Genomic DNA, 15,395 nt, shown 5'->3' with positions numbered 1-15,395 from the left:
GCTTGCCTGCTACCTACTCAAAGTTTCGTTAGAAGCTATCAGGAAGCCCCTGCGGGCCCACCGGCTCAGAACACCAGCACCCCCCGCGCCACCCGCCCGTGGTGCGCGTCGTCGGCCGCCTTGGCGAAGTCCTCCACCGGGTACGTCTCCGTCACCAGCTCGTCCAGCAGCAGCCGGCCCTCCCGGTAGAGGTCCGCGTACAGGACGGTGTCGCGCTGCGGTTGCGAGGAGCCGTAGCGGCAGCTCAGGATCGACTTGTCCGTCACGGCGACCACCCTGCACGCGCTGCACCTGGTCGAAATGGGCCTGCTCCAGGGCCAGAACTGGAACCTGGAGGCGCTGTCCGCGGCCTGTGCGGAGGAGGGCCGGTACGCCTTCCTGCTCACCGCCACGCCGGAGCCGTTCACCGGGGCCACCGGGTCGCCGGTCGCCCCGGTCGCGGTCCTGTAGAAGAGAAGGGCGAGCGGTTCAGGCCAGGTTGTCGGTGAAGACGCACGAAGGCGGTTCGCACACCTCGCCGCCGCCCTGGACGACCACCGTGGGCAGCTCCGCGGCCCGCACCGGCCCGCTCCGGTCGACCTCGCACCAGATCTGCTTGCCCGCACCCTCCGGCAGCCAGCCCCAGCGGTCGGCGAGCCCGTCCACCAGCTCCAGGCCCCGGCCGCCCGTGTCCTCGCCCGCCGCGTGCCGCTGGAGCGGGGGGCAGTCGCTGGCGTCGGCGACCTCGACCCGGACGGTCCCGGCCGCGCCGGAGGCCCCGCCCCCTCCGAAGAGCATCCGCAGCACGGCGGGACAGCCCGTGTGGACGACGGCGTTCGTGACCAGCTCCGAGATCAGCAGGATGAGCGTCTCGGCGAGCGGCTCGTCATCCCCTATCCCGGAACCGATCAGGCGCGACCGCGCCCACCTACGGGCCCGCCCGACCTCTGCGGGATCCGGACCGACCTCCAGCTGAACTTGAAGCACCTGCACCGCTCACACCATCCGAACCGGCGGACACATCGCCTCGCGCCTCCTCAGGGTCACGGAACGTGATTCCCTTACGCGACAGCATGGTTGACGTACAGTCACCGCAACAAGCGCTTCGGGCATATTCCAGCGCGAAGGAGTACGCGTGGTGCATACTGTGCGACGCACGCTGCGGGGAGTCGAACAGGAGCGCGCAGAGACTGCGAGAAACGCTCTTCGGGCAGGCCCGGCACATCTCCGGCGAGAGCCCTCGCTCCGGACCGGAGCCGCCGCACAGGCCGCCCCCGGATCGCCCGGTTCCAGAACCACTCGCATCCCACGGAGCGTACCCGAGCCGGGCCCCGACTCCACCCGGTGACGAATCACGCAAAGGACACAACCCGGTATCGCCACCGGGCGGATGCGCTGCGTCACCCTCCGCCCCCTGCTTCCGGGGTCGGCCGTCCGTACGCCGTCGAGCTGCGCCGAAGCCGCCCCACCGCCCCCAGACCGGCGGTCAGCAGCTCCTCGGCGCCGGCCCCGGAGAGCCGGGAGGCGGCCCGGATCCGGGCCCGTTTCAGGTGGAGGTGAACATCTGCCTCCCAGGTGAAGCCCATACCGCCGTGGATCTGGAGGCAGTCGCGGGCGTTGCGTACGGCCGCCTCGTCGGCGAGGAGTTCGGCCGCCGCGATCTCCACCGGGTCGCCGGTCACGGCTGCCGCGTACACGGCGGCGCGGGCCGGTCCGGTGCGGGCGAGCGCGGCGGCGCAGAGATGTTTGACCGCCTGGAACGATCCGATGGGCGATCCGAACTGCTCGCGCTCCCCGGCGTGTTGGACGGCCGCCTCGGTGGTCCGGGCGGCGCTGCCGAGCTGTTCGGCGGCGGCAGGCGGCGCGGCCTCGAAGCCCAATCGCCCGGCGTGCGCCGGGGTGCGCTCCGGAGCGACCGGGCCACGGTTCGCATCCGCCCGCGTGCGCTCCGCCTCCGCCCAGGACCCCTCCGTCACCGACACGCGCCCCGCCGTCGTCGTCACCGTGTCGTCCACCGTCGCCGCCGGCGCGCGGTGCAGCGGCGGGAGCGGGTCCATCGACCGTACGGGCCGGGCGGCGGCCACGAAGGCGCGCAGCGCCTCCCCGGCAGGTCGACGTCCACCGCCGACACCACCGCCTCGCCCTCCGCGGCCCCCTTCACCAGGCCCGCCGCCAGGTGCGTGACGACCAGCGGGCCCGGCAGCAGCGCCCGGCCCGCCTCCTCGGAGAGCAGCACCGTCTCGGGCAGCCCGAGGCCCACCCCGCCCGCCGCCTCCGGCAGCCGCAGCGCGAAGAACCCGCAACGAGACGCTCCGCAAGGTGCTCAAGTACAAACTGCGGGAGCGGTTCCGCGGCTGAGCGCGAGGGGGCGGCGAGGCGTCATGGGGACGGGCGCGCCGTCCCCGTAACACCGCGAACGGCTACGCGTCGGGCTCGATCACCGTGAAGTACACGGCGAACGCCGCCACCACATCACTTTCGGCGATCTTCCCGTCCTGGTCGGTGTCCAGACTCTGGGCGGCGATGCCCGCGATCTCGGCGCTGGCCCCGAGAACGCGGAGCGCCCGCTCCACGTTCGCCACCGACGCTCTGCCGTCTCCGCCGTCCGCGACCGCGATGACCGCCCGCAGGAACGGCCGGGCGATCTCGGCGAACCGCTCGGGACTGTCCCGGAGCCGCTTCACCGCCCCGCCCACGAACTCCTCGCGGGTGACCCGCTGGTCCCCGTCCACGTCGGCGATCCCCGCCATGCCCTGCCAGAAGGCCTCGGCCCCGGTGTAGAGCGCCTGCCCCTTGTCGCAACGGGCCGTCGTACCAAACTCGGTGAGCAGACGGGCGGCTGCGGCGTTGAAATCGGCGCGATCGATGTAGCCGTTGCCGTCCTGGTCGAAGGCGGCGAAACGGTGCGCGATCTTTCGCTCGTACTCTGCGCTGTCCATGCGGGGAGCGTACGTCGCCGGAAGGGATCACGTGTCACCGAGAAGCTGTTCCTGTGTGACAACCTCGCATCGGCGGCCCCCGCTTCAGGCGCTCAGCGGCCTGCACTCCTCGTCGGTGGCCGACAGCGCGTCGGGGTAGACGTCGAAGAGCCGGCGCACACCGAGCGCGCCGAGCACCTTGTTGACGTGCGAGCCGTCCTCCGCGCCCCGGGCCGGGAGGATCAGCCGCAGCCGGCCGCCGCAGGACTTCATCAGCCGCCGCGAGGCGATCAGCACACCGACGCCGCTGGAGTCGCAGAAGAACACCTCGGACAGATCGAGCACCACATCGTGCTGCCCCTCCGCGACCGCGTCGTGGACGGACTGGCGCACGACGGGCGAGGTCACCAGATCGAGTTCACCGCTTATGCGCAGCACGGCCCAGGACCCCTGCTCCGCCTCGTCCACCTTGAGCGTCACGACTGGACCTCTCGTTCCAGGGCTCCCGGTCGTCCGGAAGTTTCCGTTCCTCCTCGCGGCTGCCCAACCGCACCCCCATGAAACACCGAAGCGCCCGTCAAGGCCCAGGAGGTTTCCGGCGGAAAGGCGCAGTTCGGCCCGTTTCCGCTGCTCAGAGTGGCCGGGGATCCATTCGGGCCGAAAATCGACTACCGTCGTCGGCCACGCGCCGCGGCAGGAGAGTTGCCTGAAAGGCGCGTGCACCGCACACCCGGCGGACTACATTCGGTCCTCACGGGCACAGGGTGAAGCACGGAACTGGGCAGAACACGGAGCTGGGCAGGACAGGGCCGGGGGCTGGGGGGTTCATGGCGAAGGACACAGCACCCCGCTGGGACCGCAGGATGCAGCAGAGGCTGGCCCGCGGCGAGGCGGCGGCCCTCGGCGAGCTCTACGACCGGTTCGCGGCCCTCGTCCACAGCCAGGCGCACCGGATGCTCGACGACGAGGACGCCGCCGACCTGGTGACCCGCGAGGTCTTCGCCCAGGTCTGGGAGAACCCCGAGGCATACGACCCGAAGCAGGGCTCGATGCGTTCCTGGGTGGCCCGCCTCACCCACCTCCGGTCCGTCCAGCGGCTGCGCCACGCAGTGACCTCCCGTTACGAGGCGGAGCACGGCGAGGGCGCGGTGCCCGACCCGGAGGAGCTGGAGCGGCGGGTGCGCAGCGCCACGGCCGCCGCCCGCGCCGACTACATCGCCTCCTCGATGCCCGTACCGCTGCGGGAGGCTTTGGAGCTGGCGTACATCCACCGGCGGGACTACCGGCAGACCGCCGCCGATCTCGGGGTCACCGAGGACGAGGCGCGCCGTCGGCTCCGGCTGGGACTCCAACTGCTCTCCACGGCGAGCGCCCGCCCGCTCGAAGGGTCCGCGCCACCCGGTTACGGACGGGGCCGGTGAACGGCGACGGACGCGAGAGCGAGGACGGCGAGGAGGAGGTGCGCGGCGCTCGCCGGATACCGGGCCCGCGCGGGGCGGCGGACGACCTCGACCTGGCCTCCGTCCCGCTGCCTCCCCTGCCGCAGCCCGGCCGAACCGCCCCGGACCGGGCCGTGCCGGAACAGTCGGCTCCGAAGGCGGAACAGGGCGAACCGGAGCCTGCGGCCGCGGAACGGGATGTGCCCGGGCCACCGGCCTCGGAACCGGAGCGGAACGAACCCGGGCCGGCGGCCTCGGAACCGGTTCCCGGCCCCGACCCCGCCCTCGGGTCCGACCCCGACCCCGGGCCGAGGGTGGCCGCCGACGGTCCGGCGGCCCGCTCCCCGGAGCCCTTCGTGAGCTCCGCCCGGGCCGGCCTCCCCCACCGGGTCCTCAAGGCCCTCCTCGGCGCCTGGGCGCTGTCCGCCTGTTCTCCGGAGGAGACCGCCGCCGTGGAGGACCACCTCACCGGGTGCGCCCCGTGCGCGGACGAGGCGCTGCGGCTGCGGGACGCGGTGGGGCTGCTGCACACCGACGGCTCGCTGGACCTCGACCCGACGCTCCGCACCCGGGTGCTGGACGGCTGCTTCGGCCGCCGTCCGGCCCGGATACCGGTGCCGGAGTGGGCCGTCCCGTACGACGCCGAGACCGCCCGGCTCGACGCGCTGCTCCGCGACATCGGAGACTCCGAGTGGCACGCCCCGGTGCGGCTCCAGTGGTTCGAGGAGGAGCGTCAGGTCAGCCGCCGGACCACGGTCGCCGGTGTGATCGGGCATCTGATGGCCGTCGACGGGCTGCTGTCCGCAGCGCTCGGGCTCGACGACCCGCTCGACGGCGGCGAGGCACCGCTGGACCCCACCGGGCGGACCGAGACGTACTGGGCGCGCCAGGGCTCACGGCCGCCCACCCGGGCCATCCGTGAGCCCTGGCGCGCCCAGAGCCACGAGCTCATCCGTACGGCGTCCTTCGCCGGGCGGAACGTCGCCGAGACATCCGTCTCCTACGGCGCCTTCGCCCTGCCGCTCCAGGACGCGGCCCTGGACCGGGCGTTCGAGTGCTGGGTGCACGGCGGGGACATCGCCGACGCCGTCGACTACCCGTACCCGGCCCCGTCCGCGAGCCATCTGCACCGGATGATCGACCTGGCGGCCCGGATGCTGCCGGGCGCCCTCGCGGGCCGCCGCGGCGCCGGACTGGCCGGACCGGCGAAGGATTTGGTCACGGCCGGGGCGCCGGGCCGCTCGCTCCATCTGGAGATCGAGGGCCACGGCGGAGGCGACTGGTACATCGCGCTGGACTCCCCCGCCGCCGTCGGCGCGCCCGAGCGCGCGGTGGCGCAGGTCGCGCTGGACGGGGTCGAGTTCTGCCGGCTCGTCGCGGGCCACATCTCGCCGGTGGAAGCGGCGGCGGGCCAGGAGGGCGACCGCGAGGCCATCCGCGACGTGCTGTTCGCGGCGGCCTCGCTCAGCCGTCTCTGACGCCGGGCCCGACGTCCCCACCGTCTCCGAGGTCGAACCCGTCGGTTACGCGAAGATCACCGTACGGCGGCCGTTGAGCAGGATGCGCCGCTCCGCGTGCCACTTCACCGCGCGCGCCAGCGCCTGGCACTCCACGTCCCGGCCGATGGCGACCAGTTGGTCGGGGGTCACGTCGTGGCCGACGCGCTCGACCTCCTGCTCGATGATCGGGCCCTCGTCGAGGTCGGCGGTGACGTAGTGGGCGGTCGCGCCGATCAGCTTCACGCCCCGGGCGTGCGCCTGGTGGTAGGGCTTGGCGCCCTTGAAGCTCGGCAGGAACGAGTGGTGGATGTTGATGATCCGGCCGCTGAGCTGCTTGCACAGATCGTCGGAGAGGACCTGCATGTAGCGGGCGAGGACCACCAGCTCGACGTTCTCCTCGCGGACCAGCTCCAGCAGCGCCGCCTCCGCCTCCGGCTTGTTGTCCTTCGCCACCGGGAGGTGCCGGAAGGGGATGCCGTACGAGGCGACGAGCTCGGCGAAGTCCGTGTGGTTGGAGACGACGGCCGCGATCTCGACCGGCAGCGCACCGGTACGGGAACGGAACAGCAGGTCGTTGAGGCAGTGGCCGAACTTGCTGACCATGAGCACGACCCGCATGCGCTCCGCGGACCGGTGGATCTGCCACTCCATCCGGAAGGCCTCGCCGATCGCGGCGAAGCTGGCGCGCAGCTTGTCCACGGTCACGGTGGCGTCCGCCGAGAAGTGGACGCGCATGAAGAACAGACCCGTGTCGTGGTCCCCGAACTGCTGGCTGTCCTCGATGTTGCAGCCGGTCATGAAGAGATAGCTCGACACGGCGTGCACGATGCCCTGTTTGTCGGGGCAGGAGAGCGTGAGGACGTACTGCTCGGTCGCGGCGGCGTCCGGGATGGCGGCGGGGGCGGGCTGTGGCGCGGTCATCCTTGTAGCGTGCCACACCCTCCCGGTCTCAGGCGGCCCTGGTCATGATGCGGATGACATCCAGCGAGCGGGGCGGTATGTCCGGATCCTCCGCGTCGTTGGTGGCGAGCATCACATGGGCCTCGCGGGCCGCGTGGACGGCCTCGGGCCAGCCGTGGTGCTCCAGATAGGCGGAGACGGGGGCGTCCGCGCCGACCTGGTGCATGATTCGCAGCACCCGCAGGGCGGCGGCGTCCACGGCGGCGGCCTCGGCGGAGTCCCTGAATATGGTGCCGACGTACTTCTCGGCGGACCAGTTGTCGAGCCAGGTGTCCTCGACCAGGCGGTACACGGCGTCGGTGACGTCCCCGTACCCTTCCCGGCCGGCGAGCCAGCACTCGTGGTGGAAGACGGGGTCGGAGAGCATGTGCAGCGCCGAGCGCACGTTGGTGCGCCAGCGCCACCACGGCATGTCAGTGAGCGGCATGCCGCCCATGGTGGAGGAGCGACGGCCGCGACGGGAAGAGTTCTCCGAACCTTGCTGCACGGTGCTCGATCGTACGTTCCTTCACCGCACCTCCGCACGGGCCCCCGCAATTCACCTGGACGTCACCGAGCGTTGAGAACGGCACACCGCGCCGTTACCCCGGGCCCGGAAGGGTCCTTTTCCATGACCGGACGGCGACGCCCCACCTTTCCCCGCCCCTTCCCGGGCGTCATCAGCGCGGCGGCGGCGGGGGCGCTCCTGCTGTCCGGCTGCGGCGTGCTCCCTGGAGCCACGGGGGGTTCCAGGGAGCCCGTCACCGTGATGACCTGGGCCCCGACCGGTCCGAGGACATCAACGCGGTGAAGATGGCCGGGGTGCCCGCGATGGCGCAGACGTACGCCCGCTGGGTCAACGACACCGGCGGCATCGACGGGCGCGAACTGCGGGTGATCGTCTGCGACGAGGGCGACACCCCGATCGGCGCCGAGCGGTGCGCGCGGGAGGCCGTGGACCAGAAGGTGGCCGCCGTCGTCGGTTCGTACAGCCGTCACGGGCAGAGCTTCATGCCGGCGCTGGAGGCGGGCGGCGTCCCGTACATCGGCGGGTACGGCGCCTCCACCGAGGAGTTCAGCAGCTACCTCTCCTACCCGGTCAACGGCGGCCAGTCGGCCCTGCTGGCGGGCCACGGGCGGCAGCTGGGCGGCAGCTGCACCCGGGTCTCGCTGGTGCGGCCCGACTCGATCGGCGGCGACGGCATGCCGCCGCTCCTCAACAACGGGCTGCTGGCCGCCAACCGGCCCGCCTCCACCGACATCCTGGCCCCCCTGGACGCCACGTCCTACGACGAGCAGGCCGCGCAGGCCCTGGAGCGGTCCGGCGGCGGCTGTGTGACCGCGGTGCTCGGCGCCCGTACGGAGACGTTCTTCGACTCCTTCCGCCGGCTGGAGCCGGACGGCAAGCAGGTCAGGATCTCCTCCGTGCTGGGCAGCGTCAGCCAGCCGCTCATCAACCGCACGGGCGGCCGGAACAGCCCCTTCGAGGGCGCCTACGTCACCGGCTGGTACCCGGACGCGAGGAACGCCCGCTGGCAGCAGATGCGCGACGTGATCGAGAAGTACGCGTTCGGCGACAACCGCATCGACCCGGACGACACCACCGTCCAGACGACCTGGATCGCGTACACCGCGCTGCGGGCGGCCGTCCGCGCGATCGGTGACGAGCCCGCCACCCCGGGCCGGGTCGTGGCCGCCCTCAACGGGGGCGTCGAGGTCGACACCGGCGGCCTGACCCCGACGCTCCGCTGGCGCTTCAAAGACCTCGTCGGCACGTTGAGCTACCCGCGCATCGTCAACACCAAGGTGACGTTCCAGGTGGTCCGCGAGGGCCGTCTCACCGCCCAGCGGAAGGGCTTCGTGGACGTCGCGGACGCCCTGACGGACGCCCCGCGCAGCTGAAGCCCTCCCTCACGGGCCGGGGTCAGAGCTCCGTGTAGGCGTGCTTCGTCAGGCCGTACTTCACCGCGATCGCGTTCCAGAGCTTGGACGCCTCGCGCTTGGCCTCGGTGGCCACGCCGCTCTGGTTGTTCCCCTTGGCCGTCTCATTGGTCGTCCGGGCCTGGCCGCCCTTGCAGACGTGCTTCTGCTTCTTGGCCTGCCGCGCCCAGGTGGCGTAGTGGTCGTCGGCCGCCGCCGAGGCCTTCCAGGCCCGGTTCAGCGCGGCCGTCAGCTCCGCGTGCCGCGGGAGCTTGTCCACGGTCAGCCCCTGGAGCCGGGTCACGAGGTCGCGGCGCTGCTGGGCGGCGCCCCGGAGGTCACTGTCCGCCTGGTCCAGGTCCTTGCAGGACTTGATCTTCTCGACCGCGCTGATCACCGCGGCCCGACTGTTGTTGCTGTCGGCCAGCAGCTTGTCCAACGCCTCGGCCTGCGGCTTCGCCGGATCGACCGCCGCCTTCTCGGTGGGCTCCGCCGCGACCGGTGAACTCTGCGCGGCGACCGGCTGCTTGTCGTCCTTGCCCGAGTCGTCGCCGCCGCTCATCAGCGCGCCCGCGCCGAGTCCGATGACCGCGCAGCCGACGACGACCGCCGCGATCAGCGGAATGTGCGCGGACCGTCGACGCGGTGCCTCGCCGCTCTGCTGCGGAACCGGTCCGTCGTCCTCCGCGCGGCTCTGGAAGCCCTGGAGGCCGGACTGATAGCCGCCGGGCGCCTGCGGCGGCAACTGGCCGCCCTGGGGCTGCTGGGGCTGGTAGCCCTGCTGCTCGTACGCGGACGGGGGCTGCTGCCCCGCGTCGAACCGCGGCATCTGCTGGGTGGCGCCCGCCGGTTCCTCGCTGCGGAACAGGTTGTCGAACTCCGCGGGCGGCTGCCGGTCCGCCGGCGCGCCCGGCCTGATCCCGTACGGGGCTCCGCCCGGCACCGGGGGTATGTACTGGGTCGCGTCGGCGTCCCCGCCGCCCGGCTGCGGCCCCACGGGCCCCGGGTCGCCCGGGACGGGCGCGATGTACTGCGTGGCGTCCGCGTCCCCGCCCAAAACCCCCTGACCGCCCGGCGCACCCGGCCCGGCCTCCGGCGGAAGCGGCTGCGCGTAGGGAAGCGGCTGGTGCTGGGGCTGGTCGTGCTGAGGCTGGTGCTGGTGCTGGTCGTGCTGAGGCTGGTGCTGGTGCTGGTCGTGCTGAGGCTGGTGCTGGTACTGCGGCTGGTACGGCCCGGGCTGCTGCGGCTGCTCGTAGGAGCCGGGCCGCTGGGGCTGCTGGTACGCGCCGGGCTGCTGGTACGACTCCGGGCCCGGCGGCTGCTGCGCGGGCGGCAGGGGCTGCGCCTGCGGGTAGCCGTAGCCCCCCTGCGCCTGCTGGTCCGGTTGCGGCGCCCCGGCGGACTGCGGTCCCCAGGTCTGCCCCCACGGCTGACCGCCCGCGGGAGCGCCCTGCCCGCCCGGCCCGGCCGGGGGTGCCCCCGGGGCCCAGGGGGCTCCGCCGTCGGCGGGCAGCACGACACCCTCGTGCGCGGGTCGTGCGGCGGGGAGCTGATGCTCGCCGCCCTGTCCGCCCTGTCCGCTCTGCGTCACCGGGACTCCTACGTGTGAACCTACGGAATCGTCGGCTCACGCTATCGGGTGGTCGCCCGTCTCCGCCAAGCGCGTGGTACCGCTCACCACCCCTTCACAGGGTGGGTAACATCCCGCGGTCCGACGACGCTGTTATGGGGCCGTACCGCCGCGCCGGGCCCCCGGACCGCCCCGGAAGCGGCCCGGGCCACCCCGGACGACCACCTGTTCCTCACGCCGCCTGGAGCTCCAGCCGCTCGCCGAACTCCCGTACCGCGGGCTCCTCCCCGAAAGGCGTGAGCCGCTGCTGGAGGTCGTCGAGATACTCGGCGCCCCGGCTGGAGCGCACCGTCGACAGCAGCTCCATCGCCCGGGTCCCCGTGTGGCAGGCCCGCTCCACCTCCCGCTGCTGCACCTGGGCCGAGGCCAGCAGCACCAGCGCGATGCCCCGGCGCCGGGCCCGGGTCTCCGGCAGCGCGGCCAGCGCCTCCTTGGCCCGCCGGGCCGCCTCGTGCGGCTGCCCCAGATCCCGGTGGCAGTGGGCCAGTTCGTCCGCGAGGTAGCCGGTGTCGAAGTGCCGGATCCAGACCGGGTCGTCGGCGGTGTCGGGATCGGCGTGCTCCAGAGCGGCGACGGCCCGCCCCGCCACCGCGTGGCAGGTCCGGGCGTCCCCGAGGAGCGCGTGCCCCCGGGCCTCCGCCGCGTAGAACATGGCCTGGGCGCGTGGGGTGACCTGGCCCCGGGCCCCTTCCTGTGCGGCGCGGGCGAGTTGGGCGATCTCGCGGGGGTTGCCGAGCTGGGCGGCGAGGTGGCTCATCGAGGCGGCCAGCACATAACCGCCGTACGCCCGGTCGCCCGCGGCCTGCGCGAGCCGCAGCGCCTGGATGTAGTAGCGCTGGGCCAGGCCGGGCTGGCCGGTGTCGACCGCCATGTATCCGCCGAGCTCGGTGAGCCGTGCCACGGCCGCGAACAGCTCGCGCCCCACCTGCTCGCGGTACGCCCCCGAAAGCAGCCCGGAGACCACGCTGTTGAGGTAGTGCACGAGCACCGGCCGGACTTGGCCGCTGCCGAACCGGTGGTCGAGGTCGGTGAGCGCGGTGGTCATCGCCCGCACCGCCTCCACGTCGGACATCCCGACCCGGGCCCCCGCCGTCCGCTCGACCTGGGCGTCGGGGCCCGAGATCAGCCAGTCCCGGCTGGGCTCGACGAGCGCGGACGCGGCGACCGCCGACCCGGTGAGCAGATCCCGGCGGCCCACGTCGCCGCGCCACAGCTCGCAGACCTGCTCGACGGCCCCGGCGACGGTCGGCGCGTACTGGAGGCCGACGCCCGAGGAGAGGTTCTTGCCGTTGGCCATGCCGATCTCGTCGATCGTGACCGTACGGCCCAGCTTGCGGCCCAGCGCCTCGGCGATGATCCCCGGAGCCCGGCCCCGGGGCTGCTGTCCCCGCAGCCAACGGGCCACCGAGGTCTTGTCGTAGCGCAGATCGAGCCCGCGTTCGGCCCCGACCATGTTCACCCGGCGCGCGAGGCCCGCGTTGGAACAGGCGGCCTCCTGGATGAGCGTCTGGAGCCGTTCGTTGGGCTGGCGGGCTACGAGAGGCCTTGCAGCCATATGTCCCCCTGAAACATCGGTTATGTGCAGTGATCGGTGAAAGGGATCACTGCCCGGCACATACACAAGAAATGCGCATATTCCATCGGCATTCGGTACGGACATGGGGCGTCGCACCGTCGCGGCGGGCCGGGAGCGGTCCTGGGCGGCGGTCCTGGAGGTGGTTACCCCTCCTTCGGTGCGACGCCTCACGCGCGCCCCCGCCCGTGCACCGATGCGCCCCGCGTGCAGGACCGATGCGCCGGGCTCCGGTTCAGGGGAGGCCGTAACCCCTGGTGACGGCGGGAGTTGTGCTGGGCGTGGAGAAGCCCATCGGAGTCACGGAAGCCGCACAGGTCCCCCAGCAGCGGAGCGAGCTGCTGCTCGACGCCGCGGTGCGGTATGCGGAAGAGCGTCACTGGGACGTGTTCCCCGGCACCTGGCTGGAGGCGGTGGGCGGCGCGGAGCGGTGCTCCTGCGGCGATGCCGACTGCGCCCTGCCCGGGGCCCACGCGGACCGGCCGGACTGGGCGGGCCAGGCGACCGGCAGCGGGGCCGCGGCCCGGCGCATGTGGACCCGGCAGCCCCGCGCCTCGGTACTGCTGCCGACCGGCCGCGCCTTCGACGCCCTGGAGGTCCCCGAGGCTGCGGGCTTCCTGGCACTGGCCCGGATGGAGCGGATGGACCTGACACTCGGCCCGGTCACCTGCACGCCCGACCGCCGGATGCTGTTCTTCGTGCTGCAGGGCGGCGCGGCCAAGGCCGCCGAGCTGGTGCGCTCGCTCGGCTGGAACGCCGAGGCGATCGATCTGACCGGACGCGGCGAGGGCCAGTACATCGCCGCCCCGCCCACCCGGGTCGGCGGCCGGGGCGCCGTGCAGTGGGCCTGCGGGCCCACCAACGCCAACCGCTGGCTGCCCGATGTGGACGAGCTGATCAGCCCGCTGGCGTACGCCTGCGCCCGGGAGGCCGCCGCCGCCCGCGCCCGGACCGCATAGGACCCCGGGGCCTTTCGTAGGGTGTCCTCACCACGTGGGGATATCGAAAGGCTGTGCCATGCCGGACCGGGCAGATGCACGTACGAAGACAGACGCGACGACGGACACGGTGACAGGCGGGGCGCACGAGGTGCGGCCCGCCGTCCGTGTGCAAGGACTGTGGAAGCGGTTCGGGGAGCAGGTCGCCGTCGCGGGGATCGATCTGGAGCTGCCCGCGGGCAAGTTCATCGGCCTGGTGGGTCCCAACGGGGCGGGCAAGACGACGACGCTCTCCATGGTCACCGGGCTGCTGCGGCCCGACATGGGGAAGATCGAGGTCGCGGGCCACGACGTGTGGACGGACCCGGTCGAGGTGAAGTCCCGGATCGGGGTGCTGCCGGAGGGGCTGCGGCTGTTCGAGCGGCTGTCGGGCCGTGAACTCCTGGCGTACAACGGACGGTTGCGCGGGCTGCCGGGCGACGAGGTCGACAAGCGGGCCACACAGCTGCTGGACGTGCTGGACCTCTCCGGCTCGCAGCACAAGCTGGTCGTCGACTACTCGACCGGCATGCGGAAGAAGATCGGGCTCGCCGCCGCCCTGCTCCACAACCCGGAAGTGCTCTTCCTGGACGAGCCGTTCGAGGGCGTCGACCCGGTGTCGGCGCAGACCATCCGGGGGGTGCTGGAGCGCTACACCCGGTCCGGGGCGACCGTGGTCTTCTCCAGCCATGTGATGGAGCTGGTCGAGTCGCTGTGCGACTGGGTCGCCGTGATGGCGGCGGGCCGGATCAAGGCGCGGGGCACGCTGGACGAGGTGCGCGGCGACGCGCCCTCGCTGCAGCACGCCTTCCTCGAACTGGTCGGCGCGGGCGGCCGGGACAACGGCGACTCCCTCGACTGGCTGGGCGGCTCCCGATGAGCGTGCTGGACACCTCGGTCACCGCGGCCGCCCCGGCCGCGCCGACGACGGGCCTGACCCCGGTCTTCGTACGCCTCAAGCTCACGCTGCTGCGCAACGGGCTGCGGCAGTCGGCCGGGCGCAGGGCGGCGTTCATCGCCTCCCTCGTCGTCAGCCTGCTGGTCGCCGCGGGCCAGGTGCTCGGCCTGGTCCTGCTGCGCGGCAACGAGCACGCGGGCACCGTCGTCGTGCTGCTGACCGGCGTCGTGGCGCTCGGCTGGGCGGTGCTGCCGCTGTTCTTCCCGAGCGGGGACGACACCCTCGACCCGACCCGGCTGGTGATGCTGCCGCTGCGCCCCGAGCCGCTGATCCGGGCCCTGTTGGTGTCTTCGATGATCGGCATCGGCCCGCTGTTCACCCTGTGCCTGGTCGTCGGCTCGGTCCTCGCGCTGGCGCACGGGGCGGCGGGCGTGGTGTTCGCGGTGCTCGCGGTCCCGTCGGCGATGCTGCTGTGCGTGGCGCTGTCGAGGGCGGTGGCCACGGCCAACGTCCAGCTGCTGAACTCCCGCAAGGGCCGCGACCTCGCGGTGCTCAGCGGGCTGGTGATCGCCGTGGGCATCCAGTTCGTCAACTTCGGTGCGCAGCGGCTCGGCGAGGCGGGCGGGCTCTCCGCGCTGGACCCGGCGGCGAGTGTGGTGCGCTGGCTGCCCGGCGCCTCCGCCGTGGCGTCGGTGGACGCGGCGTCGGACGGTGCGTACGGGGTCGCCGTCGCCCAGCTCCTGATCACGGTGGCGGCCCTGGCCGCGCTGATGTGGATGTGGCAGCGGAGCCTGGTGAAGCTGATGACCGCGCCGGACGGCTCGACGCTGGCGGCGGCGGAGCCAGCCCGGGAGAAGGCGTCCGGCCGGGGCGGGCTTTCGGTGCTGCTGCCGGAGGGCCGGACGGCGACGGTGATGCAGCGCAGCCTGCGGTACGTGGCCCGGGACCCGAAGACCAAGGCGGCCTGGGTGACGGCGCTGGCGATCGGAGCGATCGTGCCGCTGCTCAACGCGGTCCAGGGGACCGGCTCGGTCTACCTCGCGTGCTTCGCCGCCGGGATGCTCGGCATGCAGATGTACAACCAGTTCGGCCAGGACACCTCGGCTTTCTGGATGGTGGCGCTGACGATCTCCTCGCCCCGGGACGCGTACGTCGAACTGCGGGCGCGGGCGCTGGTCCTGCTGCTGCTCACCCTGCCGTTCACGCTGCTCGTGTGTGTGGTGACGGCGGCGATGCTCGGTGACTGGCGGTCGCTGCCGGGGGCGCTGGGACTGTCGTTCGCGCTGCTGAGCTCGATGGTGGCGACGGGAGCGGTGGCCTCGGCGCTGTTCCCGTACTCGATTCCGCAGGAGGGCGCGTTCAAGAACGCGGCGCCCGGGCAGGGCGGTCTGGCCTGGATCTCGATCCTCGGGGGCATGCTGGCCGCCGCGCTGCTGTCCGCGCCGGTGATCGTGCCGACGATCTGGATGCATGTCACGGACCGCCACGACGCGCTGTGGCTGATGGTGCCGGGCGGGCTCGTGTATGGCGTGTTGATCGGGTGGGCGGGGCTGCGGATCGCGGCCGGGCGCACGGCGAACCGGCTGCCGGAGATCCTGGCGGCGGTCAGCAAGGGCTGAGCCG

The 15,395-nt window shown here is 72.9% G+C and carries 12 protein-coding genes and 4 pseudogenes; 7 read left to right on the top strand and 9 right to left on the bottom strand.

The window, feature by feature from the left end; translation table 11 throughout:
• Positions 1 to 65 precede the first annotated feature (65 nt).
• Positions 66 to 260 (bottom strand): annotated as a pseudogene (locus CCZ36_RS20580) (Zn-dependent alcohol dehydrogenase); the annotation flags it as partial.
• A gap of 16 nt (positions 261 to 276) precedes the next feature.
• Between CCZ36_RS20580 and CCZ36_RS20575 the strand changes: the two are divergent.
• Positions 277 to 450, top strand: a pseudogene (locus CCZ36_RS20575) (cyclase family protein); the annotation flags it as partial.
• Between the two features lie 18 nt (positions 451 to 468).
• On the opposite strand, the gene CCZ36_RS20570 reads toward CCZ36_RS20575, so the two are convergent.
• The 4 genes and pseudogenes from CCZ36_RS20570 to CCZ36_RS20550 form a co-directional block, all read right to left on the bottom strand.
• On the bottom strand, positions 469 to 972 hold the full coding sequence (locus tag CCZ36_RS20570) for an ATP-binding protein (protein WP_128818316.1): 504 nt from the start codon (positions 970 to 972) through the stop codon (positions 469 to 471).
• A 407-nt stretch (positions 973 to 1,379) separates the two neighbouring features.
• Positions 1,380 to 2,278 (bottom strand): annotated as a pseudogene (locus CCZ36_RS20560) (acyl-CoA dehydrogenase family protein); the annotation flags it as partial.
• 121 nt (positions 2,279 to 2,399) lie between these two features.
• Positions 2,400 to 2,918, bottom strand: coding sequence for an EF-hand domain-containing protein (locus CCZ36_RS20555; RefSeq protein WP_069735299.1), 519 nt, complete (start codon positions 2,916 to 2,918; stop codon positions 2,400 to 2,402).
• Positions 2,919 to 3,002: 84 nt separating this feature from the next.
• The gene (locus CCZ36_RS20550) at positions 3,003 to 3,377 is read right to left on the bottom strand and encodes an STAS domain-containing protein (RefSeq protein WP_032764186.1); all 375 of its coding nucleotides are present in this window, start codon (positions 3,375 to 3,377) and stop codon (positions 3,003 to 3,005) included.
• 347 nt (positions 3,378 to 3,724) lie between these two features.
• On the opposite strand from CCZ36_RS20550, the gene CCZ36_RS20545 reads away from it, so the two are divergent.
• Positions 3,725 to 4,318 carry a sigma-70 family RNA polymerase sigma factor gene (locus tag CCZ36_RS20545; protein ID WP_069740999.1) on the top strand — a complete coding sequence of 198 codons (594 nt, stop codon included), beginning with the start codon at positions 3,725 to 3,727 and terminating at the stop codon, positions 4,316 to 4,318.
• The gene (locus CCZ36_RS20540; RefSeq protein WP_128818315.1) at positions 4,315 to 5,814 is read left to right on the top strand and encodes a zf-HC2 domain-containing protein; all 1,500 of its coding nucleotides are present in this window, start codon (positions 4,315 to 4,317) and stop codon (positions 5,812 to 5,814) included. The genes CCZ36_RS20545 and CCZ36_RS20540 overlap by 4 nt, the downstream gene beginning before the upstream one ends.
• A 45-nt stretch (positions 5,815 to 5,859) precedes the next feature.
• On the opposite strand, the gene purU is transcribed toward CCZ36_RS20540, so the two are convergent.
• Both purU and CCZ36_RS20530 read right to left on the bottom strand, forming a co-directional pair.
• Positions 5,860 to 6,756 (bottom strand): formyltetrahydrofolate deformylase, encoded by an 897-nt coding sequence (gene purU / locus CCZ36_RS20535; protein WP_128818314.1) that lies wholly within the window; start codon positions 6,754 to 6,756, stop codon positions 5,860 to 5,862.
• Between the two features lie 28 nt (positions 6,757 to 6,784).
• Positions 6,785 to 7,231 (bottom strand): SCO4402 family protein, encoded by a 447-nt coding sequence (locus CCZ36_RS20530; RefSeq protein WP_032764190.1) that lies wholly within the window; start codon positions 7,229 to 7,231, stop codon positions 6,785 to 6,787.
• Between the two features lie 174 nt (positions 7,232 to 7,405).
• Here CCZ36_RS20530 and CCZ36_RS20525 point away from each other — a divergent pair.
• A pseudogene (locus tag CCZ36_RS20525) lies at positions 7,406 to 8,676 on the top strand (ABC transporter substrate-binding protein).
• Positions 8,677 to 8,698: 22 nt separating this feature from the next.
• On the opposite strand, the gene CCZ36_RS20520 reads toward CCZ36_RS20525, so the two are convergent.
• On the bottom strand, positions 8,699 to 10,285 hold the full coding sequence (locus CCZ36_RS20520; RefSeq protein ID WP_206515758.1) for a hypothetical protein: 1,587 nt from the start codon (positions 10,283 to 10,285) through the stop codon (positions 8,699 to 8,701).
• Between the two features lie 211 nt (positions 10,286 to 10,496).
• A complete protein-coding gene (locus CCZ36_RS20515) occupies positions 10,497 to 11,879 on the bottom strand; it encodes a transcriptional regulator (protein WP_128818313.1) in 1,383 nt (460 codons plus the stop codon).
• Positions 11,880 to 12,169: 290 nt separating this feature from the next.
• Between CCZ36_RS20515 and CCZ36_RS20510 the strand changes: the two genes are divergently transcribed.
• The 3 genes from CCZ36_RS20510 to CCZ36_RS20500 are packed head-to-tail and all read left to right on the top strand — an operon-like array spanning position 12,170 to position 15,391.
• Positions 12,170 to 12,856, top strand: coding sequence for a bifunctional DNA primase/polymerase (locus CCZ36_RS20510; protein WP_069735305.1), 687 nt, complete (start codon positions 12,170 to 12,172; stop codon positions 12,854 to 12,856).
• Positions 12,857 to 12,914: 58 nt separating this feature from the next.
• Positions 12,915 to 13,754: an ABC transporter ATP-binding protein gene (locus CCZ36_RS20505; protein ID WP_069735306.1), complete on the top strand. Its 840-nt coding sequence runs from the start codon at positions 12,915 to 12,917 to the stop codon at positions 13,752 to 13,754.
• On the top strand, positions 13,751 to 15,391 hold the full coding sequence (locus CCZ36_RS20500; protein WP_128818312.1) for a transporter: 1,641 nt from the start codon (positions 13,751 to 13,753) through the stop codon (positions 15,389 to 15,391). The genes CCZ36_RS20505 and CCZ36_RS20500 overlap by 4 nt, the downstream gene beginning before the upstream one ends.
• The last annotated feature ends 4 nt before the right edge of the window (positions 15,392 to 15,395 follow it).

Origin of the sequence: Streptomyces sp. S063 (assembly GCF_002832675.1) — a bacterium.
Classification (GTDB): Bacteria; Actinomycetota; Actinomycetes; order Streptomycetales; family Streptomycetaceae; genus Streptomyces; species Streptomyces sindenensis.
The sequence above is the reverse complement of the archived record's forward strand: the minus strand, read 5'-3'. Positions and strand labels throughout refer to the sequence as shown.

Bases quoted from the DNA above. Each gene is read 5' to 3' on its own strand.
- CCZ36_RS20555 (WP_069735299.1), bottom strand. From the start codon at position 2,918: ATGGACAGCGCAGAGTACGAGCGAAAGATCGCGCACCGTTTCGCCGCC.
- CCZ36_RS20545 (WP_069740999.1), top strand. From the start codon at position 3,725: ATGGCGAAGGACACAGCACCCCGCTGGGACCGCAGGATGCAGCAGAGG.
- purU (WP_128818314.1), bottom strand. From the start codon at position 6,756: ATGACCGCGCCACAGCCCGCCCCCGCCGCCATCCCGGACGCCGCCGCG.
- CCZ36_RS20530 (WP_032764190.1), bottom strand. From the start codon at position 7,231: ATGGGCGGCATGCCGCTCACTGACATGCCGTGGTGGCGCTGGCGCACC.
- CCZ36_RS20515 (WP_128818313.1), bottom strand. From the start codon at position 11,879: ATGGCTGCAAGGCCTCTCGTAGCCCGCCAGCCCAACGAACGGCTCCAG.
- CCZ36_RS20505 (WP_069735306.1), top strand. From the start codon at position 12,915: ATGCCGGACCGGGCAGATGCACGTACGAAGACAGACGCGACGACGGAC.
- CCZ36_RS20500 (WP_128818312.1), top strand. From the start codon at position 13,751: ATGAGCGTGCTGGACACCTCGGTCACCGCGGCCGCCCCGGCCGCGCCG.